At 69.0% G+C, this 26,884-nt stretch carries 16 protein-coding genes; 10 read left to right on the top strand and 6 right to left on the bottom strand.

Annotated elements, in window-relative coordinates:
- The first annotated feature begins 272 nt into the window (after window positions 1-272).
- Window positions 273-2,258, top strand: a complete 1,986-nt coding sequence (locus tag ACIBVQ_RS16345) for a DUF6571 family protein (RefSeq protein ID WP_399178219.1) — start codon at window positions 273-275, stop codon at window positions 2,256-2,258.
- A 1-nt stretch (window position 2,259) separates the two neighbouring features.
- On the opposite strand, the gene ACIBVQ_RS16340 is transcribed toward ACIBVQ_RS16345, so the two are convergent.
- Window positions 2,260-2,703 carry a hypothetical protein gene (locus tag ACIBVQ_RS16340; protein WP_352010416.1) on the bottom strand — a complete coding sequence of 148 codons (444 nt, stop codon included), beginning with the start codon at window positions 2,701-2,703 and terminating at the stop codon, window positions 2,260-2,262.
- A gap of 87 nt (window positions 2,704-2,790) precedes the next feature.
- Between ACIBVQ_RS16340 and ACIBVQ_RS16335 the strand changes: the two genes are divergently transcribed.
- Window positions 2,791-3,069 carry a hypothetical protein gene (locus tag ACIBVQ_RS16335; RefSeq protein ID WP_352010415.1) on the top strand — a complete coding sequence of 93 codons (279 nt, stop codon included), beginning with the start codon at window positions 2,791-2,793 and terminating at the stop codon, window positions 3,067-3,069.
- A gap of 318 nt (window positions 3,070-3,387) precedes the next feature.
- Here ACIBVQ_RS16335 and ACIBVQ_RS16330 read toward each other — a convergent pair whose 3' ends face one another.
- Window positions 3,388-3,696 carry a DUF397 domain-containing protein gene (locus ACIBVQ_RS16330; protein ID WP_399178218.1) on the bottom strand — a complete coding sequence of 103 codons (309 nt, stop codon included), beginning with the start codon at window positions 3,694-3,696 and terminating at the stop codon, window positions 3,388-3,390.
- 20 nt (window positions 3,697-3,716) lie between these two features.
- Window positions 3,717-4,574 carry a helix-turn-helix domain-containing protein gene (locus tag ACIBVQ_RS16325; protein WP_399178217.1) on the bottom strand — a complete coding sequence of 286 codons (858 nt, stop codon included), beginning with the start codon at window positions 4,572-4,574 and terminating at the stop codon, window positions 3,717-3,719.
- A 204-nt stretch (window positions 4,575-4,778) separates the two neighbouring features.
- Here ACIBVQ_RS16325 and ACIBVQ_RS16320 point away from each other — a divergent pair, with 204 nt between their 5' ends.
- From ACIBVQ_RS16320 to ACIBVQ_RS16310, 3 genes are read left to right on the top strand one after another with little or no spacing between them, the layout of a single operon-like run.
- On the top strand, window positions 4,779-5,042 hold the full coding sequence (locus ACIBVQ_RS16320; protein WP_399178215.1) for a hypothetical protein: 264 nt from the start codon (window positions 4,779-4,781) through the stop codon (window positions 5,040-5,042).
- Complete coding sequence (locus tag ACIBVQ_RS16315) at window positions 5,039-5,491, top strand: ATP-binding protein (protein WP_399178213.1); 453 nt, start codon at window positions 5,039-5,041, stop codon at window positions 5,489-5,491. The genes ACIBVQ_RS16320 and ACIBVQ_RS16315 overlap by 4 nt, the downstream gene beginning before the upstream one ends.
- Window positions 5,488-5,781 (top strand): hypothetical protein, encoded by a 294-nt coding sequence (locus ACIBVQ_RS16310; protein WP_399178212.1) that lies wholly within the window; start codon window positions 5,488-5,490, stop codon window positions 5,779-5,781. The genes ACIBVQ_RS16315 and ACIBVQ_RS16310 overlap by 4 nt, the downstream gene beginning before the upstream one ends.
- Window positions 5,782-5,890: 109 nt before the next feature.
- Here ACIBVQ_RS16310 and ACIBVQ_RS16305 read toward each other — a convergent pair whose 3' ends face one another.
- Window positions 5,891-9,937, bottom strand: coding sequence for an Eco57I restriction-modification methylase domain-containing protein (locus ACIBVQ_RS16305; RefSeq protein WP_399178210.1), 4,047 nt, complete (start codon window positions 9,935-9,937; stop codon window positions 5,891-5,893).
- Complete coding sequence (gene drmD, locus ACIBVQ_RS16300) at window positions 9,934-13,074, bottom strand: DISARM system SNF2-like helicase DrmD (RefSeq protein ID WP_399178208.1); 3,141 nt, start codon at window positions 13,072-13,074, stop codon at window positions 9,934-9,936. The genes ACIBVQ_RS16305 and drmD overlap by 4 nt, the downstream gene beginning before the upstream one ends.
- Before the next feature lie 375 nt (window positions 13,075-13,449).
- Between drmD and ACIBVQ_RS16295 the strand changes: the two genes are divergently transcribed.
- Complete coding sequence (locus ACIBVQ_RS16295; RefSeq protein WP_399178206.1) at window positions 13,450-16,164, top strand: HelD family protein; 2,715 nt, start codon at window positions 13,450-13,452, stop codon at window positions 16,162-16,164.
- A gap of 116 nt (window positions 16,165-16,280) precedes the next feature.
- On the top strand, window positions 16,281-18,410 hold the full coding sequence (locus tag ACIBVQ_RS16290; protein WP_399178204.1) for a class I SAM-dependent DNA methyltransferase: 2,130 nt from the start codon (window positions 16,281-16,283) through the stop codon (window positions 18,408-18,410).
- A 159-nt stretch (window positions 18,411-18,569) separates the two neighbouring features.
- Here the strand turns inward: ACIBVQ_RS16290 and ACIBVQ_RS16285 are convergent, their stop codons facing one another.
- Complete coding sequence (locus ACIBVQ_RS16285; protein ID WP_399178202.1) at window positions 18,570-20,072, bottom strand: serine/threonine-protein kinase; 1,503 nt, start codon at window positions 20,070-20,072, stop codon at window positions 18,570-18,572.
- A 199-nt stretch (window positions 20,073-20,271) separates the two neighbouring features.
- On the opposite strand from ACIBVQ_RS16285, the gene ACIBVQ_RS16280 reads away from it, so the two are divergent.
- From ACIBVQ_RS16280 to ACIBVQ_RS16270, 3 genes are all read left to right on the top strand, one after another.
- The gene (locus ACIBVQ_RS16280) at window positions 20,272-21,972 is read left to right on the top strand and encodes a PD-(D/E)XK nuclease family protein (protein ID WP_399178200.1); all 1,701 of its coding nucleotides are present in this window, start codon (window positions 20,272-20,274) and stop codon (window positions 21,970-21,972) included.
- Window positions 21,973-22,033: 61 nt separating this feature from the next.
- Window positions 22,034-23,218, top strand: a complete 1,185-nt coding sequence (locus ACIBVQ_RS16275) for a hypothetical protein (RefSeq protein ID WP_352010404.1) — start codon at window positions 22,034-22,036, stop codon at window positions 23,216-23,218.
- Window positions 23,211-26,879 carry a hypothetical protein gene (locus tag ACIBVQ_RS16270; protein WP_399178198.1) on the top strand — a complete coding sequence of 1,223 codons (3,669 nt, stop codon included), beginning with the start codon at window positions 23,211-23,213 and terminating at the stop codon, window positions 26,877-26,879. Before ACIBVQ_RS16275 ends, ACIBVQ_RS16270 begins: the two co-directional genes overlap by 8 nt.
- The last annotated feature ends 5 nt before the right edge of the window (window positions 26,880-26,884 follow it).

Below are 26,884 nucleotides of genomic sequence, written 5' to 3'. Positions count from 1 at the left end.
GCCCACCGACTTGGCCGGCACCGCCGGATCGTCGAAACCGTCTCCTGGCTGTCCAACTGCCGTCGCTGCTACAAATGCCGAGTAGACCGCTCCGCAGCCTTCGTTGCCATCGCCGCAGCGCTTATTTGCTATCGCCACCTCATCAAATAAGTCACGGTCTGGTCGACGATCGCCACCGTGTTGCACATAACCTCGCATTCAGCACTCGGCACCTCTATTGCGTGGTTAGAGTGAAATAACTGCATATAGGGCGAGAGGGTACGGTGAAGTCGATGACGTCGGGAGCGGGGCCTCTGTCACCGGACTTCAGCGGGATCGACCCCGAGCTGATGCAGGGCTTCATCGGCGCGTTGGAACGTGGCCGCGACGTGATCGGCGAGCAGTCCGAGCGGATCCGGCAGTTGCTGGCGAGGGCCGAGGTGTCGGCGGTGGGACTGCGGCCGATCAAGGAGATCGAGGGCTGGGTCGACGGCGAGCTGCCAGGGTTACGCAAACGCGGGGAGACGATCCAGGCCGCCGACAAGCTGTCATGGCTGCCGGGTTCTCGGCTCGTCGCCTATGACGAGGGGAAGATCCTCTCCCCCGCGGAGGCCCGCAAACAGGGAACGGATCTGGCCAAACAGTTGCTGGCCGCCGAACCGGTCGACGTCCCCTGGTTCGGGCGCACCTCGTCCGAGGAGTACGAGAAGATCATCAAACAGCTGGAGGCCCACAAGAACGACTCCGATTACACCGCCGCCTTCTTCGCCGCCCTCGGCGTGAAGGGGACTCTGGGACTCCCGGTCCTGCTGCGCAAGAACATCGACACTCCCCACTTCCAGGCGACCCTTGGCCCACCCCGTTCCGACGACGAGGTACTCCGTACGGTGAGCCAAGCCTTCGGCACCGCCGTCTCAGGAGGCTCACAGGTCCCCGGGTTCGCGAAGATCAAGGACGCGGTACGGAATCCAGGCCAGTCAGGCGAGGACCGATTCGGGGCGAGCCTCCTGCTGAGCTCGGGCAGGTTTCCCGCCGAATGGCTGTCCGGCACGGTACTGGCCCACGGCCTGTCGGCGACCGGCAAGGCGAACCCCGGGCTTCTCTACGCTCTGGGAAACAACCCTGCCGCCGCACGTCAGACGATCACAGCGCTGGTCGGGCCGTACGCCAAGGACCAGTCGAAGCTGAAGACGCTCCTGAAGAACCTCAACGACCACGCCGGAGGCAAGTACGTCTCTTCGGCGGCCGGCTCCGACGCCTTCGGCCGGATGCTCGCCGCGGCCGCCGGGGTCTATGACGAGGAGGACGGTAAGCACAGCGAGGAGTCAGCGGCGCTCGCCTTCACCGTGATGACGACCTTCGACGACCTCAAACTCGGCGAGGGGGTCCGTAAGCACCTGGCCGAGATCGCCGGCGCGTACGCCACCGAGATCACCGAGGGCGCGAACATCGGTGACGCGAACATGACCGAGGACAGCACGCTGAAGCCCTCGACCTCGACGTTCGGCACAACGTCGACGTTCACCCTGAGCCCGAAGGACACCTACCGTTTCCTGAAAACCTTCGCCGACTCGACCGAGAACCTCGCTCCGTTCGACGAGGGGATGGGACGGTTCTCCGAGAAGGTGATCGCCGACGCCTCGGCGAAGACGCGGCGGACCGGGGACGTCGAGCACATGGACCGGGTGTTCACCGCTCTGGGTAACGTCCGTGGTTTCGAGTTGGCGGCCGTCGAGAAGGTGCAGGGCAACCTGGACAAGCTCGACAAGCAGCAGGCCGACGCGCTCAAGTATCTGCGTGACACGGCTGTTGGAGCGGCGGGCCTCTACCTCTCTCCGACCGTCGCGGCTTCGTACTTCTGGACCCTGGTGGGCTTCTCCCTCTCCACCTACGACACCGCCAACGACATCTTCGGCGAAGAGGAGACCCGGGTGGACCGGGCCGACAAGAAAGACGCTATCGAGACCCTCGGCCGCCAGCACGCCTACGCCCAGATCCTCATGGCCAACGGTTTCAAGCCGAAAGTGACACCCACCGAGTTTCAAGCCGCCTGTCCGCCCGGCGTGGCCGTCGCCGACGCGAACGGCGACCTCAAACCGTTCTCCGAGCTGATCAAGCAGGGGAACAAGGGGCTTGAGGCCTTCGAGAGGTGGATAGCCGCCAATGGGATGGGGAGCAAGGACGAGCTCTCTCTAGGAGACCTGTCCGGCGCCATGGCAGACCGATTCGAGAGCCGCAACAAACGAGGGAGAGAGCGAGGCTTAGCTTTCGACAGTTAACTCAGGAATTGGGGAGACACTCGGTTTCGCCCCGGACACCGTACTGTCCGTTTCTCGGCGACTCCAAGATGATCACTGTCTTGTATTTATCGCTGGCGAGCCGGATAGGACCTCTTCCGGGATCCTCGGCGATCCGATAGTTTGCCACCCGGGAGAGCGCCCCAAGCAGGAGATCATTGAGGCTGTCCGGCTCACGTTGCTCCGCCGAATCCTTACCGATGGCTGCGAAGGTCCGCTTCGCCTTGCCCTCACCGCAAGGGATATCACGTCCACCCGGATCGGTGATCTGGACATCCAAAGCGTGACGTTCCTTCATCAGCTCGGTGATGTGCGCTTTGAGGGTCTCGCCTGCTTCAGCCGCCGTGGGGCCGCTGTCGCCGCAGCCGGCCACCGTCAGCAACGTCACCGCGCAAGCCGCGACGCCGAGCCGTACAGAACGTCCCATGAAATTCCTCCGGGGCTGGCCGATGTGTTGTAGATCCAATAATGTCCAATAGATCCGTCCGGTGTATCGGCATCCGAAGAGGGATATATGACAGATCTGGTGCCCAACCCGCGACGTCAGGTGTTGGAACAGACATTGGTTGAGGTCAGGGCACGGATCGCCATTCTGGAGGCCGCGCTCGACCCAGCCCACGGACAGTTCACCGGCCAGCCGGTGTGGACGGGGCCGAAGGCCCGGACGTTCGCCGAGGATCTCACCGCCCGCCGCGCACGGCTCCGCCAGGCCGCCAGGGCACTCCTCGACACACTTGAGGACGAGCTCCGCGCCGTCCCGGAGAAGGTCCCACCTTCCGCCGCCCAACACTGACGCTCAGGACCGGCAAGCCGGGCACCGCCTGTCCGACCGGCGTGACGGGTGGGGAGATGAAGGATCATGGCTTTCGCCGTACCGACGCGACGACCGCCTGCGGGCGCCATGTCCGGATCCACCGGGTGTTCGCCCTCGTCCGACGCTTGCCCTCACCCTCTCCACAGGCATCCGGCACCGTCTTCATGGGCGCCTGGCGCCCGCCCTCACCACATGCGGGGTCATCCAGGCGCCGGTACGGCGGGCGGCGAGGCGAGAGGGGGCCGGCGCTGAGGAACGGCCTCCAGCCCGATGAGCCCTCTCTGTCACCGCACCGGATCAGACCTCAGGAGGCACAACCAGATCGTCGAGGCCGCCGCCCTTGATGACATCGAGGAACCCGGCCCACTCAGGAGGGGTGAAGGCCAGCACCGGACTGTCGGAGTCCTTGGAGTCACGGACCAGGAAGAGCCGGTCAGCGGCTGCCCCTTCCTGCTCCTGGGTGGCGTCGACGGTCGCGACTTCAACGCAGTCTGGACCGTTTCCGCTGAGGGAACTCTTGTGCCAGACACCGACCTCAACACACTGTCCGCCATTGGCATTGCTGAGGCTGGACTTACGCCAGAGCACGGAGGAAAAACCCATCATGGCTGTTCCGCTCCATCCAGTCATATCTGCTGCACAGCCTGCGCGATCAGGCTACGAGTCTGATCTGGTCCAAGAGCTCGCGCACGCAGGTGGTTGAAGAGTAAGACGTACGCGCCCACTTCGGATCTATCTTCCAAATAGACACTTCCCTGCCAATACTCCACGTAGACGGTGTCAGGATCAGCGGGTTTCGGGAAGCTCAAAATCGTGAACCCGCCGTCCATGGCCGGATGAACACCAGCGGCAAAAGGCAAGATCTGCAGGGTGATGTGGTTCAGCTCGGAGAGCCGGATCAGCAACTCAAGTTGCTCTCGCACCGCCTCCGCTCCCCCAACTGGACGGCGGATGACCGCCTCATTGAGGATGAACCACATCTCGGGTGGATGCGCCCGCTCAAGCACTCGCTGCTGTCGCTCCATACGAATCGACAGGCGGCGTTCCAGTTCCGACTCGGGAGGCAGAACAGGGGCGGATCTCATCACAGCTCGCGCGTAGCCTTCGGCTTGGAGCAGACCAGGGACGAACTCCGGCTGATACTCCTGAAAGGTCGTCGCCTCCTCTTCCAAGCCGACGTAGCTCTGCACCCATTCCGGGATCGCCTCAGAGACCTTGTACCACCACCCTCTCTTGCGCGCATCGCGCGCAAGTTGAAGCAGCGCCTCCCGGCGCTCGCCAACAAGACCGTAGAGATCGAGCATCATGGCCACGAGCGCGACGCTGGCAGCGCTCGTGGCGGATTCGACCCGAGTGACGGTGACGGGCGAGCATCCGGCATGATCAGCGACCTGGTCGCGTGTCAGTCCTGCTTCTCTGCGAAGGCGCTGCAACTCCGCCGCCAGACGACGTCTGCGAACTGACGGACCCCGCTCTGCACCCACGCCACTCCTCTCCGTAGTTGACCCATCGCAGTCTGCCTCACCGGCCGCCCCTCATCAACGTGCACGATGTTCATTTCGATTCTTCTTGCTGGGAGCTCTTCGATCATACAGACTGAGCACACACAGTGATGGATCTCTCATTGAGAGTGATGGGCAGATGTTCGGTCAGAGTCAGGACCTCGGTAGAAGTCAGGGAGGACGGAAGTGCGTGACCACCAGAGGTGGAAGGTTCGCCTTGTAGAACTGGCGTGGGAGTTGGGTGAGCTGGGGCTTGACGCCACGGTCAGGCTTCCGCGCGGGCGGCGGGCGAGTCTGGAGATCTTCGTGCCGTCGAGGTCCAGGGGCATGGCACTCTGCCGAGGCCGCGTCTCGGTGTTCGCCTGGCGTCGGCGCGACAACCAGGCGCCCCAGGTCGTCGATCACATTCGGGCCGCCCTCGGGAAGATCGGGAAGGGTGTCACACCATGAAGACACTGGGGATGCTCGGACAGGTCGCTCTCCCGGGGGAGATCTCCTCCGTCCCCGCCGCGCGGCGCCACGTCCGCGAGTTGCTGGACTCCATCGGCCACACGGACAACGACGACGCGCTCCTTCTCGTCACCGAACTCGTCGCCAACGCGGTCCGTCACTCCCACTCGGGCCACCCCGGCGGACGGGTGACGGTGTCCGTCGCCGCGCATGATGGAACGGTCCACATCGACGTCACCGACGGCGGATCAGCCGATCGCCACCCCCGTCTCTGCTCGGAGATCGACGCTGGCAGCGGCGGCGGACGTGGTCTGTGGCTGGTCCAGGAGATCGCCTCCGCCTGGGGCTGGCACGAGATCCCGGCCGGTCGGGTGGTCTGGTTCCAACTGGTTCCGCCGGGTCGGCGGCTTCCTGCGGGTTTCGGCCGACGGGCGAGTGAGACACGATGATCCAGTGGGAGTACCCACCCCGTTGCCTGAGCCCCCACGTCGCCTCCCCGCGCTCCCACTACGAGCCATTGATCTGGAGCGCTCCAAGAACACGAGAGAAGGCCAGGGCCGTCCAGTGGACCTGTGACTGCGAGACGGTCTTCTACGAACTGTGCCAGGCGGGCGGCCTGCGCTTCATCCGCCGCACGAGACGTACGGTGGGCGGCCCATCCATCGCGGAGAGCGACCGCTGGCCGATCGCCGAAGCGGACGCCATGTGGACCGCCCTCCTGTTCGGCCTGGTCCGATAGCCGCCTTCACTCCCCCGACGGGCCTTCTCGAACCGCTCCCACAAACCCCATGGTGAGTCGGCCTTCCCCAATCCGGCTCACCATGGCTCAATACGGCATGGCGCGGCCCTTAGAAGAGCGCGTTCGCGGAGTCGTCCCCACTCTTGGCCTGCGTGCTCTTCTTCGCGGTGGAACGGACGACACGAGCCCCCTTCTTCGCCCCCTTGTCGTGGAGGCCCTTGGCGACCTCCTCGGCATACCGCTCATGGTTGAGCTCCAGCAGCCGATCAACGAGCTCCCGCTGCACGCCGGGCCCGACGGTGTATCGAATTTCCCGGCCCACGGGGTGATGGCCGTGGTCAAGCTGATCGATCAGATCATCCCAGCCATACGCCCGACAGACTGCCTCGTCGATCGCCTTGTGAATGCGACGCAGCTCGACGATATCCCCGTCTTTGCACTTGGGGTCGTTGACGAGGTTGTAGGTCGCGGTCAGCCCAGCTTGGCGGGCGAGCATGAGGTCCCGACGGAAGGCATCGAGCTGGTTGCCGAGGTCACGCATCTCCTGGGTGAGCTCTGGAAAAGGTAGCGTCTCGAACACGTCTGAGGGCGTATAGCGAAGGTCGGCTTTCATCGATGATGCCTGTGAACGCGCCCACCAGTAATGCGGCGCGCTCGAAAGCAACGAGAGCATCGCCGTGTCGTCCATCGCAAAGACGCCGAGTGCATGTGAGAACACCTGGCCCGTAGGTACGATAACCGGCATCACAGTCTTGCTCACCAGCGTGATCACTATAGCCTGCTTCAAATCCACTAAACCTTTGTATAGGTTAGGGGCGCGCTCTGCATACTGCCACCATCTATCACGGCGAGATACTCGATTATTCTTATCACGCTCAGGCTTCACTAGACGATGCACTTGATTGTATATCTCTACATATTCACTGGACTTTTCCTCTGTCCAGTCATGGAAGTTGATAACCCAGCGACTCCCCGAGCAATCGGGACGAGAATTAAGATCCTGGCCGTTTAAGTACGGAAAAACAACGTTCGCATTCCGAGCATCTCTTTCGATCAAGGATTTCGCAGCTTCAGGCTCCATAGTGAAGCCCAAGCCGAGAATATTGGACCCTTGAAAGGATTTTCCAGCGTTTACAGCAAGACGGTATGGATTACCGCTAACCCGAGACTCAGGGGAGAGAGAGGGGGAGATCATCGGAACTACGAGACCGTCTGCAATCCGCTCAGCCCCTTCCCCCAGCAAAGCGTGACTGGTCCACGCTGCACAATACTCCAGGACTGCCGACTTAGATGGCCAAGGCTTACTCTTTACAGCTCGCCTGATCGTCACCCCGCCTTTTACCAACCGATCAAGGCCCACCTCCCGGGTGTCTCCCTGCGCGAGGGTATTAGTGGCGATCAGGCCTGTCTGTCCTCCATCGTTCAGCAGTTCATGAGCACGAAGAACGAAGTAAGCAACAAGATCGGCACTGCCCCTGGCTCCCCGCCCAATTGCCTCCACCATATACTCACGGTAGGAGATTCCCATGGTCCCGGTGAGCTTTTGCCCTCCCAGAAATGGCGGGTTTCCGATAATGGCGTCAAACCCACATCTCTGGAGGACTTCAGGGAAGATGAGAGGCCAGTGAATCGGCTGCCGGTCGAAGTTCCCTTCTATCTGATCAGTAGCGAGCCAACTCTTCTGAGTCTCCCGAGCCTCAACTTCCCCCCGCCCCTCATAAACGTCATTCGCCAGCTTCGCCGCCCGTTCCGACCCCGCCCTGAGCCCCCGTTCCCCCTTCCCCGCATAAGCCAGTGCCGCCCCCACCGCCAGATCCGCGAACAACCGCAACTGCCCTGACGCCACCTCCGCGTCGGCCAGCAGCGCCCGCTTCTTGGCCAATGCCGCAATCGGGTCGTCCCCCAGCTCGATCTCGGCGATTCTCCGGCGGCTCTCGGCCAGTTCGGCGACCTTGGAGCGCACGCCGGCCGTCCAGTCGAAGATGCCCGAGTGGATCTCCCGGCCCTTCACCGGGTCCATGTGCATGTACTCAAGCTGCTCAAGCGAGGTGATCCCCAGCAGCGAGTCACCCGCCACCAGCCGGTCGTCCACGAACGTGAACGGCCTGGCCGGGTCCATGGAGACCAGCCAGAGGGACAGCTTGGCCATCTCGACGGCCATGGGGTTGATGTCGGCGCCGTACAGGCAGTGCTCGATGATCTGGCGGCGGGCTTCGATGACCAGCGGGTCGGCGTCGGCGTCGGCCGTACGCTCCTGGGCGGCCTCAAGGTAGGCGACCGCGCGCTCGTCGCCCTCCCGCGACCAGGCCTCGACCAGGGCGTCACCCAGGTAACGCGCGGCGGCGACCAGGAAGGCGGCCGAGCCCATCGCGATGTCGGCGACCTTCAACGCCAGGATCTCCCGAGACGTCTTCGGCTTCCACTCGGTCCGGTCAGCGGTCTGGAGCGGGCCTACCGTGTAGATCAGCGGCTCCAGCGCCCCGGCGACGACCTCCTCGGCGAGCTTCCTCGGTGTGTAGTGGGTGCCGGTGTTCTTGCGCAGCGCCGACTCGGTGACATACAGCGTGCCGGACAGGATGACCACCGGCAGGCCGCGCAGGTCCTCCCGGAGGATGCCGAAGAACGGCAGCAGCCTGCGGGTCAGCTCGGCGTCGCCGTCGGTGGCCGCCAGCAGCCTGCGGGTCGCCTCCAGCCCGGCCGCCTCGTCGAGCGGGGCGAGACGCTTGGTCAGGGCGCCCGCCGTGCCGATGCCGGAGTCCTTGTACTTCTCGGCGAGCTTGGCGGCGAACCCGGCGTCGGCCGTACCGCCGAAACCGGCGGCGAGGTGTTCGAGGTCGACGAGGTCGACCTCCTCCTCCCGGCCCGGCTTGCCGACGAGACCCACGACGGTGTCGGCGGCGCGGCGGCCGTCGAACGACAGCAGGCCCTCGTAGACGTAGCCGATCTGCTCGACGTCCAGGGAGCGGAAGCTGAGCTTGCGGCGCTCGCGGTTCCTCCCTGTGCCGACCTCGACGTACTGCACGGCCCTGAGCATGTGCAGGACGGTCCGGTCGTCGATGGTCAGCGGCATCCACGCGGAGGTGTCGGGGTCGAACAGCGAGCCGTCGTGCGGGTGCATGGTCAGGCGCGGGTGGTCGACGCCCCGGTAGACGGCCTCGAAGACGGCCAGCAGGCGGTGCCAGGCGCCGTAGCCGTGGGTCAGCTCCTCCTCGGTGCCCTCGATCGCGCGCTGTTCCAGCTCGGCGCAGAGCCGTCCTGCGGAGTAGGAGGCGGCGTAGACCTCGTTGTCGGCGGGCAGCAGCCTGCGTTCCTCGGCGAACAGCAGGAAGACGACGCGCATCATCACGGCCACCGCGCCGCGGTAGACGTCGTGCGCGGTGACGTCGTCGCGCACGCCGGCCCGGCCGATCGCGGTGACGAGCAGCTCGACGGCCTGGCGCACCTGGACGCCGAGGGCCTCGGTGATCTCCTCCTGGCTGTCGAGGCTGGCGGCCAGCAACGCGGGCAGCCGCTCACCCTCGGGGACGGAGAAGAAGCGGTCGACGTTGAGCAGTGAGACGAACGCACGCAGGACGTCGCGCTCGGCGGCCTCCGGCCACGGGATCGCGTCGAAGACGGCGGTGGTGGTGACGCCGCCCCTGGGCGCCCACACGAGGGTCCACCAGCGGCCGTCGGTGACCAGGCCTAGTTCGACGCCGTGGTGGCGGCAGAGCTGGGCCATCCGGTCGGCGGGGGTGGCGGCCCAGCCGGAGGTGCGCATCCTCGCCGTGGGGTGTCCCTTGCTCACCATCCCGAGCAGGCGAATGGTGTCGGGCTTGGGCTCCTCACCGGGTACGGCCAGCGCGAACGACGGGGTGATGGAGGTGTCGTGCTCGGGCACCTGGACCGTCAGCGCGTCAAGGCCGCCGACGTGGACGGCGTCGTCCCAGCGCAGCAGCTCGCGCAGAACGTAGCCGATCCAGGCGCGGTGGTCACCGCCCGCCTGCCAGGTGGCGTGCTCGACCCGGAGTCGTTCGCGCCGCCGTTTGTCGAGCGAGTCAAGTGAGGGCCAGGCGGAGCGGAGGACGGGCAGGCTGAGGAACGGGCCCGACACCTCGACGAGGCTCAGCCACTCCTGGTGGCCGGCGTCGCGGCTCTGGGGGAAACGGCGGTTCATCGGACGGCCTCCCGCTTCGGCACGACGAAGACCACGGCGACCGGGAAGCGGTGCGGCTTCGGGTCGTGGTAGCGGGCCGCGATCGTGTCAAGCTCGCGGTCGCGTTCCTCGGCGAGGCGGGACAAGCGTTCCTCCCATGATCTGCGGTCCTTGCGGTACTGGTCGAGTTCTTCCTTGCTCCTGGCCGCCTCGACGCGGCTGAACAGGGCGTCCTCGTCGTCTCCCTCGGCGAGCTTGGCGCGGAGCGTGGCCTCGAACCGCTCCAGGTTGGCCCTGATCCTGGCCTGCTCGGACTCCAGGCGCTGGGTGAGCTTGCGCGCGAGCTGTTCGCGCTTCTGCTCCTTCCCGTTGACGCGCCAGTCGATCGACTGCACGACGGCGTCGACGGCCCTCGGCCAGAGTCCGGCCAGGCGATGCCGTACCGGGGTGGAGGCGGGGGTGCCGTGGGCGAGCCCCCGGCCCAGCAGTCCGCTGAGCGTGGTGAGGTTCTCCAGGCGCTTGAACCGGCCGTTCTCGGGGATCCAGCCTCCGGCGTGCAGGACCTCCTCGTGCAGCCGGACACCGTCGCCGCCGACCAGGACGAAGCGGAAGAACGCCCCAACGAGCGTGGTCTCCAGCTCGGGGTCGTCGCTGACGACGGCGGTCACCCGGTGCAGGCCGATCTCGGGGTTGGAGACGGCGGCCCGCAGCAGCCGGGTGGACATGGCCACGAGCGGGTGACCCAGGTGGGCGAGGACCACGTCGTCGCGGATCCGGCCGTCCGGGGCGAGGGTCGCCTTCGCGTCGAAGGTGACCGGACGCTGCCGGGGCGGCTCGTCCTTCTTCCTGAGTTTGGTGGCGAGCCCGGCCGTCGCGCGCTCCCAGGAGCCGGTGAGCGGCGGCACGTCGTACAGGTCCTCGGCGAGGTGCTTGTCGTCGAGGTGGTCGCGCAGCGGCTGCTGGCGGGCCAGGCCGAGCGCGGTGTCGACGACCCTTCTCACCCCGGCCGGGGTGATGCCCAGCTCGCGCACGGTGTCGTCGAGGTTGGCGCGAAGCCTGCGCACCTGCTCGCCGACGTTCATCTCGGCGGGAACCGTGCCCCTGCCGCCCGCCCGTTCGACGTCGTAGTCGGGGATGTCGTTGAGCATCCGCCTCTGCACGGCCTCGGCCAGCACGGCGTTGACCGAGCCGAGGTCGTCCTCCATCTGGGCGACCTTCCTGGCCACCCGGGCCAGGAACTCAAGGTCGGCCTCGTAGGAGTCGACGGCGCCGTCCCAGCCGGTGCCGACGAAGTGGCGGATGTCCGGGGTGTTCTTCTGCCCCCACCGGTCGACGCGGCCGATGCGCTGCTCCAGCTTGTTGGGGTTGAACGGAATGTCGTAGTTGACCAGGCGGTGGCAGTGGTTCTGCAGGTCGATACCCTCGCTGGCGGCGTCGGTGGCCAGCAGGACGCGGACGGGGTGCTCGGCGGGGTCGGTCTGGAAGGCCACCCTGAGCTGCTCGCGCTCCTCGGCCGCGATGCCGCCGTGCAGGATCGCGAGCCGCTCCCCGGCGAGGTCCTCCTGGCGGAGCAGCTCGGCCAGCCACTTCTGGGTGTCGCGGTACTCGGTGAAGACGACGACCCGCTCGTTGGTCCAGTCCCTGTCGGGGCGGCAGACGGCCCGAAGGTAGGTGATCAGCTCGCGGGCCTTGGCGTCGGGGGCGGCGGCGTAGTCAAGGGCCCAGCCGCGCATGCGGGTGAGCAGCGCGACCTCTTCCTCCGTCGCGGCGCCCTGCAGCGGGGCGGCCATGCCGACTGCGTCGTCCTCCGCCTCGGCGAGCGGCTCGTCGTCGAGGGTGGCCGTCTCCTCCCAGAAGTCCTCCATCCAGTCCGGAGTCTCATCGTCGTCCGCCACGGTCTGCGAGGCGGAGGTGACGTTGCTCAGGTAGACGCCGACGGTGTGGGCGAAGGCGGCGGGGCTGGAGAACAACCGCTTCTTCAGCAGCAGCGTGACCAGGTCGGCGGCCTTGCGTCCCTTCACGCTCCGGTTGAGCCGGGAACGGCGAATCTCGGCGAACTCCTTGAGCAGGGCGTGGATCTCCCGCTCGTCGTCCGGGTAACGCACCGGGATGGCGTGGGCGGCGCGGTCCAGGAAGCGCTTGGTGCCGTCGGCGCCGACGATGTGCCGCTTGAGACGGCGCACCACGGTCTCCCCGACAGCGGCCTGGTCGGGGTCGACGCCTCTGGCGAAGCGCTGGTCGTCGAGGATCTCCAGCAGCGCGGTGAAGCTGGCCTGGTAGCCGTTGTGCGGGGTGGCCGACAGGAAGAGCCGGTGGGTGAAGTGCGGGGCGAGACGGCGGATCAGCTTGGTCTGCTGGGAGTCGACCGCGTAGACCTGCTTGGGCGCGGCGGGGGCGACGTGGTGGGCCTCGTCGAGGACGAGCAGGTCGAAGCGGCGTTCCAGCCCTGACGGGTCGAGCACCTCGTCGAGGAGCCGCTGCGCCTTCTGGCCGCGCAGCCACGGCAGGCTGACGATCGTCAAGGGGTGAATCTTGAAGGGGTTGGCGGCGCTGCCGTAGGTGCGGCGCACGGTCGCACAGCGCTCGGTGTCGACGATGGTGAAGTCGAGGCCGAACTTCTCGGCCATCTCGTCGCGCCACTTGAGGGTGAGCCCGGCCGGGCAGACGATCATGACGCGACGGGCGCGCTGGCGCAGCAGCAGCTCCTGGGCGACGAGCCCGGCCTCGATGGTCTTGCCGAGGCCGACGTCGTCGGCGAGCAGCAGGTTCACGCGGGGCGCGTCGAGGGCGCGGGCGACCGGTTCGAGCTGGTAGTCCTCAATGGCCACGCCGGAGCGGAACGGCGCCTGGAGCGTCTTGACGTCGGCGCTGGTCACGGCGGACCAGCGGATCGCGTCGAGGAAGGCGGCCAGCCGCTCGGGCGGGTCGAAGCCCTCGGGGGTGACGTCGGGCAGCGAGCCGCTCGGCAGGACGCGACGGCCCGGCTCGATCTCCCAGATGACGTCGAGCCTGTCGTCGTAGCGGCCGTCCTCGACGCTCTGCAGGCTCACCAGGGTGCCGGTGCCTCCGGTGTGAACCTCACCGACCACCCAGCTCTGCCCACGGACCGAGACCAGGTCTCCGATGGCCGGTCCCACGGACGTCGCACTCGTCACCATTCGCTCCTCGTCAACGGCTTCCCACCGGCACCCGCCCACGCCCCACTCCCCGGCGATCGCACGGACAGCGAAGGGCGGTCAAACCAGTCTGGCAGGAGTCGGGAGGCCAGAAAGTCAATCGTCCCGGGAACGTTCCCCGAGGACGCGGAGGGAACTGTACGCCACTTCCTGTTTCATGTCCACGCAAAAAATCATCTGTGCGCTTAGTTCACATTTTCAAAGAGATGCTCTACTGTCCATTCGTGTGACGCGGGCCGCCTCCGCTCGGGTTACGGCCGGAGCGCCCCTTCTCCGTGACGTCGCATGAGGCACGCCCCCGCCTGAAGAAGTCCCGCTCCAACCGCAGCACCGCCAGGCCCCGACCCCGGAGGAAACATGGGCAGCGCCGAGCGTGCCACCGTGATCGCCCAGGAACAGCACGCCGTCGACCACGCGTACGACTGTGTCGAGCGAAGACGGCTGGAGGCCGAGCGGGTCAGGAGCACGCGCGGCGCGGAGCATCCCGACACGGGCCTCCCCTTCCTGCCGGACGTTCCCCCTGAGTTCGGCGTGTACGAGGATCTCGGAGACCAGCCCCTGGTCTTCATGCGCGTCGACGTCGCCGACGACACGGAGGGACCGGAAACGTGGCGCATCGGACGCCGTGCGGTCCGCGATCCCGAGGGCGACCTCGTCGTGATCGGCTGGACCAACGATCTGGCGGTCAAATGGATGAAGGCACACCCCTCCCGCCCCGGCGAGATCCGGCTCCGCCGCAGACTGCGCCTCGACGGACGCACCGTGACCGACTACCTCGACGACATCCAGCCGGCCACGGCGAAACGGAAGGCGGCGACGCCTCGTCCGGGAGGCCTGGCCGCCACCGCCTTCGAGAACCTGGCCATCCCCAGCCCCCGCCAGGCTCCCGGAGGACACGCGGACGCTTTCCTGCTCGCGGACCTCAACCGGGCGCGCGACGGACTGATGCGCGACATCGTGGAGACCATCCAGCGCGACCAGCTGGAGCTGGTCTCCGACGGGCGGCCCGGAGTGCTTGTCGTCCAGGGCGGACCGGGGACCGGCAAGACCGCGGTCGGCCTGCACCGTGTCGTCTGGCTTCTGGACCCGACGAACAGAGGGCTCTCCCCGGACGACGTCCTCGTGGTGGGACCACACCGGAGCTTCCTGCGCTACGTCGGCCAGGTACTGCCGAGGCTCGGCAGCCGCGGGGTGGCGACCGTGGAGGTGTCGAAGCTCTGGGACGGGGAGGTCCGCGCCCAGGACACTCCGCAGGCGCACCTGGTCAAGTCCGACGAGCGCATGGCCGAGGTGCTGCGCCGCGTCGTCGAGAGCGGCATCCGTCCCGAGGCCGTGACAGCCCACCTCGGGGAGGACATCTTCAGCACGCCGTACAAAGGCGCGGCTCTGACGCTTCCCGCCGCCGAGATCGAGGCGCTCGCCGTGGAGGCGCGTGACTCCAGCGGCCCCTACCTGGTCCGCCGCCGTAAGTTCGTCGACACCTTCGTCGACCGCCTGCTGCACAGATACGCCAAGGCCCTTCCCGGCCGCCGCCCGGACGGCGCCCTCCGCTCCGGCATCGAGAAGCACGGCCGGGTGGCCTCCCTGATCAACGCCGTATGGCCCGCGCTCAACGCCGAGACCATCCTCCGTAAGACGCTGAACGACCCGGAGGCGATCGGTGTAGCCGCTCCGGGCCTGCTGACCGCAGAGGAGCGGGCGGCCGTCGTGCGGCCCCGGGTGACCCGAGCCTCCGAGGAGCCCTGGACGCTCGACGACCTGGTCTGCCTGGAGGAACTGCGCCATCTGCTGTCCGGAGACGGCCCTCGGCGCTACCGTCACATCGTCGTGGACGAGGCCCAGGACCTCACCCCCATGCAGGCGCGCTCCCTCGCCCGTCGCTGCCCCGGCGGCTCCATGACCGTGCTCGGCGATCTCGCCCAGACGACCGGGGCCCGGCAGTACGACGTGTGGGAGCGGCTGGCCGTGATCCTGAGCGGTGACGACGGCTGGCACATGGCCGAACTCACCGTCGGCTACCGGGTCCCGCACGAGGTCATGCGGTTCGCGGCGCCGCTGGCCGAGGCCGTGTCCTCCTCGACCGTCGTTCCGACATCCGTGCGTGCCGCCGACGAGACGTCCCTGCGGATCGTGCCGACCGACGCCGACCGGCTGGTTGACGAGGCCGTCGAGCGGGCGCTGGACCTCGCCACGGCGACCGTGGGGCGGGGACGGACGGCCGCGCTCCCCGAACGGGGACGGTCGGTCGCTTTGATCGTCCCGGACGGCACCGCGCTGCTCGACGAGATAGCCGGAAAGATGACGGCGGCTCAGGGAGAGGTGCCGGAGGACGCCACCCCACCTGTGGTGGTGCTGCCCGCGACCCTGGCGAAGGGACTGGAGTTCGACCACGTCGTGGTGGTCGAGCCCGCCGCCATCGCGAGTCAGGGAGCGGCGGGACCGCGCAGGCTCTACGTCGCGATCACCCGGTGCACCCAGTCGCTCACCGTCGTACACGCGGCCCCGCTCCCCGTCGAGCTGGGCGGACCGGCCGACACGACGCCTGCCAACATGTCCGAGCTTTCCGAAACCCTCACCGAGGAGAACATGAACATGGGGCTCGGCACGCCTTCCGAGGACGAACAGCGGGATGACTTCCAGGACTTCGTCTCCTCCCTGGAGGAACGGGCCCGCGCCGACCGGCGGTGTCACGTCCACGAGCAGCTGCGTTACGGCCTCATCGCCGAGCTTCACGGGGCCAGGGTCGTCTCCCGGGGCACCGATCTCATCGACGTCATCTGTGAGGGCCCCGAGGGGACGATGATCTACGAGGTGCTAGGAGAGGGTGAGTACACCTACCGGCACATGCGCGAGGCCGTGATGCGCCTCCTGGAGGTGGAGTACGCGGCAGGAGAGAGCGCGAAACGTCTGTTCCTCGTGCTCCCCCAAGCTCCCGAACCCGCCTGGGCGGCCAAGGCCGTGAACGAGATGTCCGCCGTCACGACGATCTGGAGGAACGGCACCGACTGGGACGGCGAGGACGTCTCGACGGCGCTCGGACGGTCCTCCGCCGCCGAGCCGACCACCGGGTGAACTGAGTCAACGGATAAGCTGCCCAGGGAGACCTCCCCAGGGAGGCGCGGTGGCACCACCCCGCCACCGCGACGCGACAGCGGGACGCCACCGTCCCGTCCCTACCCGGAGACGCCATGCCCGACTCTGCTGACCTGTCCGTCTCGGTGACCCTGGCGGAAATAGCCAGGATCGCCGGTGTCGGCCGCGCGGCCGTGAGCAACTGGCGGCGCCGCCACGAGAGCTTCCCCGCTCCCGTCGGCGGTACGGACACCAGTCCGCAATTCGCGCTGTCACAGGTGGAAGGGTGGCTGCGGGACCACAACAAGATCGGGGAGGTCGGCAGCCGGGAACGGCTGTGGCCGGAGTTCGAGGCACTCGGGAACCGCGACGCGATGGGGGCGGCGATCGCCGTGGCCGGCGCGCGACTCGCCACCGCGGAGAAGCCCGCGACCGGGACGAAACCGCCGGACGCGGGGCCGCTGGAGGCGGAGCTGTCGCGGACGCAGCGCGACCTCGTCGACCGGGCGGTGGGGCTGGCGCGTAAGCACGGCGCCTACGACGTCTTCGACTTCCTGCTCGGCCGCTGGCTCGACACCCACGTACGGCAGATCAGTGCCACCCCGCAACCGCTGGCGGACCTGATGGCCGAGCTCGCCGAGGTGTCGTGCGAAGGCTGGTGCGACGACGGCGCCAGGACCGTGCTCGACCCGGCGTGCGGTACGGGCGGCATCCTCCTGGCCGCCGCCCGCCGGTGGGCGGATCCGGCCGACACGCGTGACCCCGGCAGTCGGCTGAGACTGCTGGGTCAGGACTCCGACCCGATTCAGGCGGCCCTCGCCGACGTGCGGCTGCTGCTCGCGGGGCAGGCCGCAGGGCAGGACACCCCCCGGAAGGCCGCCTGGGAGAGCGACGTGCGGCCGGGGAACACCCTGCGCGTCGACCCGCACCCGGACGTGCGCGCCGACGTGGTGCTGTGCAACCCGCCGTTCAACGAGCGCGACTGGGGATACGAGGAGCTCGCCACCGACCCGCGCTGGACGTACGGCCTGCCGCCCCGCACCGAGTCCGAGCTGGCCTGGGTGCAGCACGCCCTGGCCCGCCTGACACCCGGCGGAACCGCCGTGGTGCTGCTGCCCCCGGCGGTGGCCTCACGCAAGGCCGGGCGCCGCATCAGGGCCGCGCTGCTGCGCGCGGGTGTGCTGCGCGCGGTCGTCGCGTTGCCCCCTGGCTGCGCTCCCCCGCACAGTGTCGCCCTGCACCTGTGGGTGCTGCGCGCCCCCGAGACGGGCGGTGTGGATCCCGGGGTGGAAGTCCTCATGGTGGACGCGGCCAATGTGCAGCCGGAAGCGGGTGACGGTACGCAACGCGGCGGCAGGGCGGGCATCGACTGGTCCCTGCTGCGCAGGAGCGTGATCTCAACCGTCCTGGCCGGGGGCGAAGGTGAGGGCGGACCGTGCGGCTACGCCTCCGTGCCGGTGATCGACCTGCTGGACGATGAAGTGGACCTCACTCCGGCGCGGCATGTCCCGAAGGCGAGCACGTCGGCGGGGCCGGGCCTGCGACGTTCATGGGACCGGTTCGACGCTCTGCTCGACGAGTTGCGTGACCTGACCACGACGCTGTCCAAACTCGAAGTGAGCACGGAGGCCGGGGCGGCCCAGGGCACGGTGACCGTGGGTGACCTGGTCAGGGCGGGTGCGGTGACCCTGCGTGCAGGACAGCAACCCGCCGACGACACCATGCGCACCGGCGACGCGCCGGCGGACGCCGTGGCCGTGCTGACCGTCCCGGACGTGGCGGCGGGTGGCAGGGCGGCAGGCTGGCTGTCACAACGTGAGGCCTCCGCAGGAGAGGAGTCGGGCGGTCTCACGGTGACGACGCCGGACGAGGTGGTGGTCGTCGGGTCGTACCGGGCCTTCACCGCCTGGGTGGACGTCGAGGCGCCCACCGTGCTGGGCCCGCAGCTGTTCGCGCTACGGGTGGACCCTGCACTGCTCGACCCCTGGTTCCTGGCCGGCTGCCTGCGCGCCCCGGCCAATGCGAGGCGGGCGGGAACCCACGCCTCCACCTCCTCCCGCGTCGATGTCCGCAGGCTCCAGGTCCTGCGGTTGCCCCTGCGGGAGCAGCGCGTCTACGGGGAGGTCTTCCGGCGCCTGTCCGTCTTCGAACGTTCGCTGCGGGAGGCGGGAGCGGTGGGCAGGGAGCTGGTGAACGGGCTGACCGACGGCCTGTCGGCGGGAAGGCTGCCCCACGCACCCGCCTGAGCGACGTCCCTGCCGGCCCAGGCCGTTTCGCGGTGCCGGTCTCGGAGGTCTCCGGTCGTCGTACCCCTACCGGGCGAGGCCTCGCCCGGTAGGGGTACGGGCGGGCGTCAGCGGCTGGGACCCGGGCGCCGGCCACCCGGGTGAGACCTCGCCCGGCGGTTACGGGGCGCGGCGCCGGAGTGGTGCGAGGATCTCGTTCACCTCCGCGTCGAATCCCAGCTCGTCCAGTTCGACGCCGAGTTCCTCGCAGTGCACGACGATCGGGTCCGCGAGGCCGGCGGGCAGCGTGCCGACCACGCCGACCACGGTACGTAGTCCTTCCAGGGCCGCGGCGATCTCTCCAGACGGGATGCGGCACTCGGCCACCCTTAGCAGGGCGGTCAATCTCCCGGCCTGATCCCGCGGATCCGCCGACCGGCCGAGGTCGTCGACCTGCTGCCGGTAGATGTCTTCCGCCCTGAGGCACTCCCCCGCGACGCGCAGGCTGTCGGCGCACACCGTTCTCGCATCCATGACCAGCGGATCGGTGCCGAACTGGCGCCGCGCGGCGGGAAGGATGCCGGCCAGGCGCTCCGTCGCGGGACCCGCCTGCCCCTCCGCCAGTTCCCCGACGACCTCGGCCAGAGCGTCCTCAATGCTCCGGCGGCTGATCCAGGCACCTCCCCGACGTGACCGGGCGACCTGCGCGACCGTGATGGGGAGACGCACGGCCTTGGCGGCCGTGGCGGAGGGTCCGTCCGGTTCTCTGAACCTGAGTGTCGGGTCGGGGTCGGCCCGGGGATCCGGGGCCGGATCTCCGGGAGCCGGGAGGTGAGCCGTCAACACCTCCAAGACGGTTCGAATGTCGGGCCGATCATCCGGTTTCTTGGCGAGAAGCCCCGCGACGAGGTCCGCGATGTCGTCCGGAACCCAGGGGGCGAACTCCTGTGCCGACGGCGGGACGCTCTCCAGGTGCTGGCGGACGATGCTCAGCTCCGTCTCCGCCTCGAACGGCCGCCGGCCGGTCAACAGCTCGAAGGCCACGCACCCGTAGGCGTAGCCGTCGGTCGCCGGGCCGAGCGGCTCCTCCCTGATCTGTTCGGGCGCCATGTATCCCCTGCTGCCGAGCGTCGCCCCCTGCTCCGTGTAGCGGGTGACGCCGGGCCGCAGGGGGAGAGCGATACCGAAGTCGATGAGGACGGCGGTGCCGTCCCGGTCGATGAGGACGTTGTGCGGTTTGAGATCGCGGTGAACGAGGTCGGCCGCGTGCGCGCAGGCGAGAGCGTCGGCGATCTGCCAGGCGATCGCGACCACCACGGGCCGTGTGAGCGGCCGCTGGGTCAGCAGGAAGCGGTGCAGTGACTTCCCCTCCACCAGCCGCATCGCGATGTAGGGGCGGTCTCCGTGGGTGCCCCTGCCGTACAGTTCCGGAATGCCGGGGTGACTCAGGCCGGCCAGGATCTCCCCCTCCCGCCGGAAGCGGCCGTGCAGTTCCCGGCGCCCCTGGTTCATGTTCTCGGTGTCAATCCACTGGCCGACGAGGTCGCGAGCCGGGCAGACCACCTTGATCGCGACCTCACGGGCCGCCTCGCCCTCCCATGCCTTCCAGACCTCGGCCATGCCGCCCTTGCCGACAGGTTCCACCAATCGGTACCGGCCGCCCAGCATGTCTCCAGGCTTCATGTTCACCTTCCGGCGATGTTCACACATGTCCCGTGTATCACTCATGTCGCCGTGCGTAACGACACGAGAAGTGTATCGTGAACTCGAAGCTCGAAAATACATCGCTTGACTTAGTTCACAGAGGATGCTCTTCTAAGAGCGCTCGTCGTCGTCTCGTCACGCGAGCCTCAACCGCATCTCCGACCGAACAGGGGGTCCGATGTCCGACTGGGTTCCGCCGCCCGGCACCGCCGGTGACGGCTCGCTCGTGCGTACCGGCCTGCCCGCGACCCGGGAGGACGTCCGTGACTGTCCCATCGCGATCGCGGTCAGGACACGCCCGCTGGTCCGGGCGGAGCCCGAGCCGGCGCGTCGTTACGAGAGGCTGCAGGGATTCACCCTGAAGCCGCTGATGGACACACTCGATTTGATTGAACACCGAAAATGGCCGGTCGCGCAGGCGTTGGAGGAACTCCGCCGGACCCGGGGCACCTTCCGGTTGAAGGGCCGCCCTCCGGCCCACCCCGGGCTGGTCGAGTGGACCGCCGCCGCGGTGTCCCACTATCTGGCCGCCCGTGCGGCCGGAGACGCCGAGGGGGTGGTGCGAACCCTGCCCGTGGAGGACGAGTGGGTGGTGATCAGGCGTCTGGGGAAGCCCGACCGGCGCGGCGCGACGCGCTACGAGCAGACCGCGTGGGGACGCCGGTACGCCTCCGCCGACGGGAGCGTCCGGGAGCTGTGGCTGCTGTCCTTCGGCCCGGCCAGGGAGGAACGTTCCAGCGCGGAGGTGGCGGCCGCGGCACACACGGTCGCGTTCGGCGTGCCCGGCGCGGCCGGGTACGGCAAGCCGTACCAGCCGGTGGAGGGACTGTCCGCCGCCCGCACGGCTTTCCCCCGGCGGATCCGGGTGGTGGGAGTCGGGTGCGGCGACGGCGGCAGCGTCGTCCTGTTCGACGGGGAACCGCAGGAGATCCGCCGGGACTACGCCGAGCACACCGTACCGGCCCTGGGCCGAGCGGTGGACGGCACCGAGCGCCGTCCCGGCTCCGGCTGTGTCGGCTGCAGGGCCCTGGGCGGGTGCGCGGCGCTGCCCAGGGCACCCGGTCTGCTGGGCCCGCTCCCCGGCGGGCGGCGCCCCCGCCGCAGCGTGTCGGCCAGCGACCTGCGGTCCTACGGGGAGTGCCCCGCCCACTTCCATCTCACCCGGCAGCTGAAGCTGAGGTCGCCGCGTCCGGAGAACGGCGCGATCCTGCGGGGCCGTGCCGTCGACGCGTGGCTCAACGAGCGGCACTCCGCCGTTCCCCGCCGGGCGTGCCGGCACACGAGGGGCCCCGGGAACCCGGACGAGTGGTCCGCCGGAGGTCACGTCCTCACCGGGGAGGAGGCCCGGCTCGGAGCCCGCATGATCGCCGAGCACGCGGCGCTGTGCCCGCTGGACGGCCTTGCCCCCGCCGAGCAGGTACGTGTGCAACCCCAGTTGGTCTGCTACGACCCCGCGCTCGACCTCGTCGTCGTCGCCACCCCGGATCTGGTCCACTCCCGCGCGGGCGGGTGGATCTGGCGGGAGGTGAAGACCAAGGCCACCCCCCTGTGGGAGGGCAGGTCGCTGATGCGCACCTACCCCCAGCTTGCCGTCGCCGTCCTCATGATGGCCTCGGGGGTGCTCGGCGGGGACCTCCGCCGCTCCCGGATCGAGCTGGAGATGCTGTACCCGGACGGCTGTGGTCTGGAAGAGCTGGACCCCGGCCTTCCCGCCGTCGTCGACGAGGCCCGCGCCGTGATCTCCGAGCTGGCCGCCCCCTGGCAGCGGGACGGCTCCTATGAGCCGGCCCCCGGCAGGCATTGCGAAGGCTGCGAGGCCCTCGACTGGTGCCGACCGGGTCGCGAGCACCTCGCCGCGTCACCGCCTCCGTCCCGCTGATCCCCTCCTTCCTGGCCTGATCCCGCGCAACCCCCACCAAAGGAAGTCCCAGGAGAGCGTCATGTCCTCATCCCAGCCTCCCCCGTCCCTCGCGGACTGGTCCGCGCACAGCGGGGTCACGCTGCTGCACACGATCGCCACCGCCGTCGTCCGGCTCTCCGAGATCACCGACCTGGAGTCCTTCACCCTGCCCTATCCCGCCGAGGCGCAACGCGCCCTGGACCGCACGGTGCTCGCCTGCCTGCTGCGGGGCGCCCAGCCCCCCGCGAGCCTGCCCGAGCTGCTCGCCTGGTGCCGCACCCGGCCGATCGAGGACTGGCCCCTGGACCTGCCGCAGGACGCCTTCGGCCCGGACGACTTCCTCGTCGACCCCGACTCGGCCACGCCGACCCAGCTGTGCCACGAGTGGTGGGTCCGCGCCCGTGACAGCGCGGCGGAGCAGTACGACCGCACCGTGATCCGCTGGGCGATGCGGCTGTGCCGGGAGAACGAGGCCCCCGAGTCCTACACCGCCTTCCGCCGCCTGCTGGTGGAAAGACCCGTCCTGACCGGCAACGACATGTTCGAGGTCGCCACGGACCTGGCCCTCGAACCGGTCCGCGAGCTCATCGGGCAGATCTACGACCGCGTCCCGGCCGGCTTTTGCCGCGACGGCGTGTACGTCACCTGTGCCCGCTGCCTGACGCTGCTCGTCCCCCTCACCGACGGCGGCTGGTGGTGCGAGCGTGACCGCTGCCGCCGCCAGGGGCAGCCGCCCGCGGGATGGAGACTGCACATCGACGAGGTCGGCGCCCTGTCGCAGCTCAGGCGTCCGCTCCGGGAGTTCGTCACCGGCCCGGGGCGGGCGGAGGTCGACCTGGAGAGGGAGCTCAGGGCGCTGCGGCTACCCGTCGAGATGTGGCCCGGCTTCGACGCCTACGACCTGCGGATCACCTTCCCCGACGGCTGGGTGTGGGCGGTCGACGTCAAGGACTGGGCCCATCCGGGCCTCCTCAGCCGGGCCGCCACCGCCGTACGGCGCGAGCCGCCCTACGACGAGGCCTGCTGGGTGGTCCCCCGGCACCGCGTCGAGGCCCGTCCTGACTACCTGGAGATCTACACCCGCAACCGCACGCCCGCCGCGGACGGCCTTCCCCTGCTCACCGACCGGCAACTGGTCGCCGCCGCGCGTGCCCGGCTGCGCGGGGACACCGGTCCCGCCACCCGCCTCTCCACCATCTTCACGAACGGAGCCTTCGATGCGTGACGCGGAAAGCTGGTACCGGCCCCTCGTCGCCGGGCTCGCCGGAGTCTGGCCCCCGGAGGAGCGCGAGATCAGGCCGTCCCTGCTGTTCCAGGTCGAACTCGGGCTGCGCCTGATGGAGCGCCTCTCCCCCGAGCACCCCGCCGACGGGGTGTGGACACTGCTCGGCGGCTACCCCTTCGCCCGTGCCCGCGGGCTCGTCGGAGGACCGGAGCAGGAGAGACTCCTGGTCTCGGCCAGGCACCTGCTGTGGCCCCTGCGGCGGCGCCGGATGTGGTTGCAGTGCCTGGAGGCATACCGGGAGGTCCCCGACCGGTTGCGCGGTTACCGGCTGCGCTCGGCGGACAGCCCGGCCCTTCCGGCGAACCCGGTCGTCGTGGTCGACCGTTTCGCGGTGTACGACACCGCGCTCGACGGCCTTCCCGACCTGGTGCGTCGTGAGCTGCCCCTGGCGGGTCCCGGCCCCGCCCGGTTCGTCGAACGTCGCCGGATCACCTCCGTCACCCTCCCCGAGACCCCGCGTCCCGCCCCCGTGCCGGGGCACGACCTGGCCGGAGCCTCTGTACGGGGGAACCGGCCGCTGCGCGTGTCGCTCGCGGAGCTCTCCGACACCGCCCGTTGGATGGACGAGACCGAGCGGCGACACGACCTGCGGCCCGGCGGCTGGGAGCGGCGCCTGGCCAACCTGGAGCTGGACGTCCGCACCCCCGACGGTCATGGCTTCACCCGCGCCGAGGCACTCGACCTCGGCGGGCTGTTCCATCTGGTCGGCATGGTCGGGGCGGGTAAGAGCACCCTGATGTCGCTGATCGCGGTCTGGTCCGCCCGGCAGGGCAGGCGCACCACTCTGGTGGTCGGCGACGTCGCCGAGCAGCTCACGCTCACCGCGCTCTTCCGAGACCTCGGACTGGCCGCGGCCCCGGTGCTGGGCCCGACCACCAGGGAGACTCACGTGCAGCGGCTGCACCGCCGCCTCGCCGCCCGTGTTCCCGGCTCCCTGCTGACCCACGACGATCCGGGGTTCGACGATCTGAGCACGGCCTGTGTGGTAGACGCCCTGCGCGGCAACGAGGCCGCCGAACCGCTGCGCTACGCCGACGCGCCGTGCACCGCCCTGTATCCAGCCCCGAAGACGACCGAACGTGACTCCGGCACCACCTTGCCACCCGATCCTTACCAGGCCCGCCCTCCTGTCCAGGACGATGACCGTCCGGAACGTCTCGGCCGCGAGCACGGCTGCCCGATCTGGAGCGCCTGCCCTCGGCACGGCGCCGCCCGGGACTTGGTCGACGCCCTGATCTGGGTCGCGAACCCGGCCAGCCTCGTACAGACCTCCGTGCCGCGGCACCTCAACGAGGAACGGCTGCGCTACCTGGAGCTGGCCTGCCTGCGCAGCGACATCGTGATCGTGGACGAGGCCGACCGGGTGCAGATGCAGCTGGACACCATGTTCGCCCCGTCGGCGACCCTGGTGACCAGGGGGCCGGAGTCATGGCTGGACAGGCTCCACACTCACAAGATCGACGAACTGGCCAGGCAGGGACGCCTTCCCCTGTCCGAACGCGACGTCGAACGCTGGGCGGTCTCGCTCACCGTGGTGAGCGCCGCCACCGACCGGCTGTACGCGATGCTGATGAACGACGGGGACCTGCGCGGCTGGGCCCAGATCGAGTACTTCAGCGCCTGGACGCTGCAGGACAAACTGGTCTCCACCTGGTATCCGCTCCCCGGCACGGCTTCAGGAGTCGCGGAGAACGCACCGGACGAGGTGGATCTCTACGAGGACGACGAGCGCCTCCTCCCTCCGGAGACCACGTCACCGCCCGCGTCCCGGGAGACCGTCCCGTGGGCCGACCGCCGGCAGCAGGTGACCACCGTCCTCGACCGGTTCCGTGACGATCCGCTCGGGGACCGCGGGCCGTACGGAACGGACGCCGACCGGCTCGTCCAGGCCACTCACGACCTGATGCACACCCTGAACGAGAAGGGCACCCGGCAGCGGGTCCGCGCGGTCCTGGACCTGCTTCTGGAGGGCTCACCACTCCTGGACGGCTCCCTGCCGCCTCCGGCTCCCCGGGACGCCGACGTCCCTGATCCGGCCGACACGCCCGGAACGCCGGCCTGGTATGAACGCACCGCCAAACGGCTCGAATTCACGCTCCTGCTCGCCGCGCTACACCAGCGGCTCGACCGGCTCACCTTCCTGTGGCCGCAGGTCGAGGCCGCGCTCAACCTCGACTCGACCGACAACGAACTCTCCAGACGCCCGCCGCTCGACTACGTGCCGGTCGTTCCCGAGGCCCCCATGGGCAACGTCATCGGCTTCCAGTACCTCCCGGAGGAGGGGGAGCGCGACCCCGAGGGCCGCTACAGCGGCACGCTGCGGTTCTTCCGCTGCGCCGGGGTCGGACGGGAACTGCTGCTGTCCCTGCCCGGCCTGGGCGCCGACCCCACCGTCGGGCGTCACGGGCCCCACGTGCTGTTGATGTCGGGCACGAGCTGGGCAGGAACCTCCACCCGCGCTCATGTCCTGGCACCTGTCAGAGCGATCCTCAAGCCTGACGCCCGTGCTCTGACCGCCGTCAGGGACACCGTCTTCCGTACGCACTTCCTCTATGACGACGACAACACCCCGCTGAGCCTGTCGGGTCAGGACCCGAGCGTGCGCCCGGCGGTGCTGCGCCGGATGATCGCACGTCTGGGCCGTCCCGGCCGAGGCGGGCTCCCCAGCCCGCTCGAACAGGAGCTCACCCAGATCGGCGACGACAACCGGCGCCGGGCCCTGCTTCTGGTGGGCAGTTACCGGGAGGCGGGCGCCGCGGCGGACATGCTGCAAGAGATGGAGCGCTGGCGCGGCCGGGTCCGGGTGCTCGCCGCGGACGACGCCGACCTGGAGCAGGCCGTGCGGGGTGGCGGCCTCGGCTCGGACGGCCGCGGCCACGCCGCCGCAGTACGCCGGGGGGACCTGGCCTCCTTCGCCGAGGATCCGGACGCCGAGTTGCTCGTCGCCCCGCTGATGGCGATCGAACGCGGGCACAACATCCTCAACACGCGGCGCGAGGCGGCGTTCGGTACCGTGCTGTTCCTCGCTCGCCCGCATCCCCGGCCCGACGACCTGTCGCTGGCGGTCTTCGCGATCAACGACTGGACGGCCAGGTTCGTCCGCGATCATCCCGGCCTGGGCCGTGCCACCTTCGGCGAACTGGTCACCAAGGCCGGTGACCTCGACGCGGCGGGACTCGCCTTCCGGCACGAGGCCCGAGGCGCGTGGCGCAGGCTGCTGTCGCGCCGTTACGTCTACTCCCGGCTGAGTCCCGAGGAGAAACGATCCTTCGCGTGGGACCAGCTGGTGACGATCTGGCAGGTCATCGGGCGCCTGGTGCGCGGGGGCGTCCCGGCCAGGGTGGTCTTCGTCGACGCCAGATTCGCCCCCAAACACGCGGCGGCCACCGCGCCCGGTGTCGTCGCTGCGTCCTCCGCCCGCCCCGGCGGTCCCGGAGACGGTCTGCTGGCCGGGTTGCGGGCCGTCCTCGCCCCCTACTTCGACGAGACGACCGATCCAGCGCTCTTCGCCGACCCGGCCGACCCCGCCCTTGTCCGGATGCTGTACCAGCCGCTGTACGACGCGCTGTGCGGCATGTCCACCGGTCTCACCCGCCCCTGACCCCG

The sequence above is a fragment of the Streptosporangium sp. NPDC049376 genome, assembly GCF_044466505.1.
Taxonomy (GTDB): Bacteria; Actinomycetota; Actinomycetes; order Streptosporangiales; family Streptosporangiaceae; genus Streptosporangium.
This window is presented reverse-complemented; position numbering and strand designations above follow the sequence as displayed.

Coding starts and splice junctions, on each gene's coding strand:
- ACIBVQ_RS16295 (WP_399178206.1), top strand. CDS start 13,450: ATGGGCAGCGCCGAGCGTGCCACCGTGATCGCCCAGGAACAGCACGCC.
- ACIBVQ_RS16345 (WP_399178219.1), top strand. CDS start 273: ATGACGTCGGGAGCGGGGCCTCTGTCACCGGACTTCAGCGGGATCGAC.
- ACIBVQ_RS16335 (WP_352010415.1), top strand. CDS start 2,791: ATGACAGATCTGGTGCCCAACCCGCGACGTCAGGTGTTGGAACAGACA.
- ACIBVQ_RS16310 (WP_399178212.1), top strand. CDS start 5,488: ATGATCCAGTGGGAGTACCCACCCCGTTGCCTGAGCCCCCACGTCGCC.
- drmD (WP_399178208.1), bottom strand. CDS start 13,074: ATGGTGACGAGTGCGACGTCCGTGGGACCGGCCATCGGAGACCTGGTC.
- ACIBVQ_RS16280 (WP_399178200.1), top strand. CDS start 20,272: ATGTCCGACTGGGTTCCGCCGCCCGGCACCGCCGGTGACGGCTCGCTC.
- ACIBVQ_RS16285 (WP_399178202.1), bottom strand. CDS start 20,072: ATGAAGCCTGGAGACATGCTGGGCGGCCGGTACCGATTGGTGGAACCT.
- ACIBVQ_RS16305 (WP_399178210.1), bottom strand. CDS start 9,937: ATGAACCGCCGTTTCCCCCAGAGCCGCGACGCCGGCCACCAGGAGTGG.
- ACIBVQ_RS16275 (WP_352010404.1), top strand. CDS start 22,034: ATGTCCTCATCCCAGCCTCCCCCGTCCCTCGCGGACTGGTCCGCGCAC.
- ACIBVQ_RS16330 (WP_399178218.1), bottom strand. CDS start 3,696: ATGATGGGTTTTTCCTCCGTGCTCTGGCGTAAGTCCAGCCTCAGCAAT.
- ACIBVQ_RS16315 (WP_399178213.1), top strand. CDS start 5,039: ATGAAGACACTGGGGATGCTCGGACAGGTCGCTCTCCCGGGGGAGATC.
- ACIBVQ_RS16270 (WP_399178198.1), top strand. CDS start 23,211: ATGCGTGACGCGGAAAGCTGGTACCGGCCCCTCGTCGCCGGGCTCGCC.
- ACIBVQ_RS16340 (WP_352010416.1), bottom strand. CDS start 2,703: ATGGGACGTTCTGTACGGCTCGGCGTCGCGGCTTGCGCGGTGACGTTG.
- ACIBVQ_RS16290 (WP_399178204.1), top strand. CDS start 16,281: ATGCCCGACTCTGCTGACCTGTCCGTCTCGGTGACCCTGGCGGAAATA.